The 3,309-nt window shown below is 55.3% G+C and carries 3 protein-coding genes and 2 pseudogenes; 1 reads left to right on the top strand and 4 read right to left on the bottom strand.

Going from position 1 to position 3,309, the window contains the following annotated elements; genetic code table 11:
* The first annotated feature begins 436 nt into the window (after positions 1–436).
* Positions 437–739, top strand: a complete 303-nt coding sequence (locus tag ASD02_RS31890; RefSeq protein WP_057211189.1) for a hypothetical protein — start codon at positions 437–439, stop codon at positions 737–739.
* Positions 740–1,259: 520 nt separating this feature from the next.
* Here the strand turns inward: ASD02_RS31890 and ASD02_RS31885 are convergent.
* From ASD02_RS31885 to ASD02_RS31875, 4 genes and pseudogenes are all read right to left on the bottom strand, one after another.
* Positions 1,260–1,535 (bottom strand): hypothetical protein, encoded by a 276-nt coding sequence (locus ASD02_RS31885; protein WP_057211191.1) that lies wholly within the window; start codon positions 1,533–1,535, stop codon positions 1,260–1,262.
* 156 nt (positions 1,536–1,691) lie between these two features.
* Positions 1,692–1,901, bottom strand: coding sequence for a cold-shock protein (locus ASD02_RS31880; protein ID WP_057221552.1), 210 nt, complete (start codon positions 1,899–1,901; stop codon positions 1,692–1,694).
* Between the two features lie 803 nt (positions 1,902–2,704).
* A pseudogene (locus tag ASD02_RS40140) lies at positions 2,705–2,848 on the bottom strand (TetR/AcrR family transcriptional regulator); the annotation flags it as partial.
* A 7-nt stretch (positions 2,849–2,855) separates the two neighbouring features.
* Positions 2,856–3,309 (bottom strand): annotated as a pseudogene (locus ASD02_RS31875) (TetR/AcrR family transcriptional regulator); the annotation flags it as partial.

Genomic DNA, 3,309 nt, shown 5'->3' with positions numbered 1-3,309 from the left:
GCGCGAGGCGGCACTCACGGCTGCTGCAAGAGCTGAGGCCGAAGCGCGCGAAGCCGCCGACAAGAACCGCATTTCACGCGTGATCGAGGACGAGGCTGCTCGCAAGGCCGAGCGCGACCGGCGCTACGCCAACCGCAAGGCGCGGCAGGCTTAAAAGATCAGTCGAAAAACTCAGTGGGGGTGGTGGTCAGCATCGAAAGCGCATTATGCTCCGTGGCGAGACTGCTCCCCTTAGGTGGTTGTGCTCGGCTCGACTTTGGCCGTCACTCTTCGTAGCGTCGTTGACAGTGCTTGTGGCTTGGCAACGTGCTAACGGCTGTGTGGTTTGGTGCACACCAACGCCGCTCCTATAGACCACCAGAGCACGCCCCTGAGACCGCTATCCTACATTGAACATGACATCTAATGGTCCGCGCTGAAGCAAAAAGGTAGCAAAATGGACGAGAAACATCCCTATGCAAAGAAGCAGTTCTTTGCAGCCGTGCGAACGCTCGCGGCGTCTGCCGACAGCATTCAGACTCGTCTGATCGAAGCAAATACCAGCATTTTGACGGTAACCATCGATGAGTTTGATAAAGACATCGAACTCAAGATCAAGTTTGCCAGAATACTGGACCTTCTCGCCGTTGATCGAGACGACATGGAAGAGGTCGCCATTGAAACTGCGGCGCACATGACTGAATCGGAGGCGATGATAGTCGCGGAACTGATTTGTGACTTTTTCGAAGAGCTAGACTGACTTCAGTCAATGCGGAGGTGCGCTGGGATCGAAAAACATGGGGTAATCGCGGCGCGATCGTCCTAAGACTTTTTCATAAGATGATACCCAACGCTTGTGGCTGACATTATCCGGAAGCACGCGCCGCACGCCAAACGCGTCGTCTTGAGCTTCTGGAGAGGCAGACGTCTTTGGCAGGCATATAATATACCCTGAATGTAGACAGAGCGCGGAGCTCCGTCCGGCCTCATCCCGATACGGGCATTTTGCCTTTGCGGGAGAAAACGGCATCGATTCCGTCGAGACCATTTCGCGCGTATCTGCTAAAGAACCGATAGACTCAGGGAACCAGCCCAGCGCAATTGCCCTTCAGACCGCCACTGCACGAATCCTGATCCATCGGGAGACAATCTCTCCCTGGGTAACTATGCGATCAGCACATTAAGCGTCCAAATCGGGTTGATGATGCACCTGCTGATGAGGCTCGGCCTGGGTCGAGACGTAAATCGCAATTGTACAAAGCTAGGAGGCCGACGCAGTTTCACACTCTGTCATACGTGAACGACGTCAAAAGCGTGGTGACGAAATTGCTCGCCTTCTCCTTAACGAGAACCTCTGTCCACTCGTCAGTTCCTCGCAACGTAAGGCCGGAATAGATACTGTCCACCGCGGCTTCTTCGATGCGCCTTATATGCGACCTGAACACGGCTTCGTCGCCGGTCTTGTACATATCCCGGACGACCATTCTTAGAATTTCCTGTATGGCGATCTGCCATGCCGTATTGATTGCCTGAAGCTCATCGGGTTTCTCAGTCATCAGCTCTCACGTGCTTGAGCCCGCATTGCGAACGCGATCGACAAGACCGCTGCCGTACGGGCATAAAAAAAGCTAGGCGATCTCGCCTGACCTCGATTGGATAAACTGCTTTCAACAGTGCCAGTACATCAGTGGTCAACGGAAAGCAGTTACGGACTAAATAACCTGCAGATTGCAAGCGGACACCTTGCCCGACTTGTTGTCGCGCTCCAAGTCAAAGCCAATCTTCTGGCCTTCTACGATTTCCCGCATTCCAGCGCGCTCGACGGCAGAGATGTGAACGAATGCGTCAGCGTCGCCGTTGTCAGGCTGGATGAAGCCGAAGCCTTTGGTGGAATTAAACCATTTTACGGCGCCAGCGGCCATGATGAACCCTTTCATAGCAATAGAGATGACCGCTACGCAAAAAAGCGTTGCGGTTGAGAATAACGATCTTTGAAGGGAAGATCCGTTCAAGGCGCGGCGCCAACGGGCTGTAACCAAAGCTCAGCAACCAAATATCGACAGCCGTTTTGATAGACGTGTTCCGTGCGCACGTCAACTTTTAGTTTTTTCACCCGTCGACATCTACTTTCATGAGCACTGTGATTACATGCGATTACGACCGGATGATCGACGTGACTGACGTTTCGAGAAAGACAAATTTAACGGCTACACGCCTTTCCAAGGCGTCGATGCGCCGCCGCGGTAACCAATCAAGGGCTTCAAGAAAGTGCTGCATCCTTTCATACCAATCGGCACCAAGGCACGGCTGCACTGGCGTCGGTGCAATGCCGTCAACGGCCGGAGCGCAACCAGGCCGGAAACGCCGCCTCAGTAGGCACCATCGCCGCACGCGCATTGTCGGTAGGTGCGGAGATAGTCGATGCGATTGTCCACTATCTGTTATCCGGATTCGCGAGAATGCTGAACGATACAACACCTTCGTCCTCCAAAGTCAAAACTCTAAGCAAATCGTGTCGTTTACATTCCCGATCTTATACACTGAAGTGAGACTTTCCTTCTCGACGGTGCGTTCAATAAGGACTGGAAAATTCTCGCCCCACTGAGGCCCGCGGCGCGCGCGATTTCTACGAGTTGAAGCGGGGTCGCTAGGTTCATTTCGATGAACTCTACGGCGCGCTTGAGCCGCCATGGTGCGAGCACGACGGAGTTTGTTTTGCGATCCCTCATCTTTGCTCGTCTCCACCGGTCGCCGCAATAAGCCGGGACTGGATTCGCTCTAGGGTTCGTTCGAAGACTTCCGGTTCGTCGAGCGCCCTGGCGAGCACCAAGGCCCCCTGGACGGCAACTACTGTCTCCTCGGCAAGCGCAAGGTTCGTCGAGCGCCCTGGCGAGCACCAAGGCCCCCTGGACGGCAACTACTGTCTCCTCGGCAAGCGCAAGGGCGTCACGTTCAGGGCATCCGGCCCTCTCAAGAGCAGAGGCGAGCGCACCACGCCACTCGGCAAAGTAATCCCTGACCCGATCGCTGAAGCGGTTCCGGACGTTGTCCAGTGCAAACGCGCCAATGAGGCATACACGGCGGCCGGAGCGAAAGTAGCCGGCAACCGAGCTACACATGCTGGTGATTGCGGAACGCGGATCGTCCGCGCTCCTTAGCGGCTCGAAGACCTGCGTCGCGAACCATTCGTCGATCTCGCCGAGCACGGCTGCGGCCATCTCTTCCTTCCCGCCGGGAAAGAAGTGATAAAGGCTTCCCTTTCCGAGGCCGGTCTTTTCGGTGATGGTCGATAGGCTTGCACCGTCGAAGCCATACTCCCGAAAGATCTCG

Source organism: Ensifer sp. Root1252, assembly GCF_001425885.1.
Lineage (GTDB): Bacteria > Pseudomonadota > Alphaproteobacteria > Rhizobiales > Rhizobiaceae > Ensifer > Ensifer canadensis.
The sequence above is the reverse complement of the archived record's forward strand: the minus strand, read 5'-3'. Positions and strand labels throughout refer to the sequence as shown.

Excerpts from the sequence above, each read along its gene's own strand:
- ASD02_RS31890 (WP_057211189.1), top strand. The coding sequence starts at position 437 with ATGGACGAGAAACATCCCTATGCAAAGAAGCAGTTCTTTGCAGCCGTG.
- ASD02_RS31885 (WP_057211191.1), bottom strand. The coding sequence starts at position 1,535 with ATGACTGAGAAACCCGATGAGCTTCAGGCAATCAATACGGCATGGCAG.
- ASD02_RS31880 (WP_057221552.1), bottom strand. The coding sequence starts at position 1,901 with ATGGCCGCTGGCGCCGTAAAATGGTTTAATTCCACCAAAGGCTTCGGC.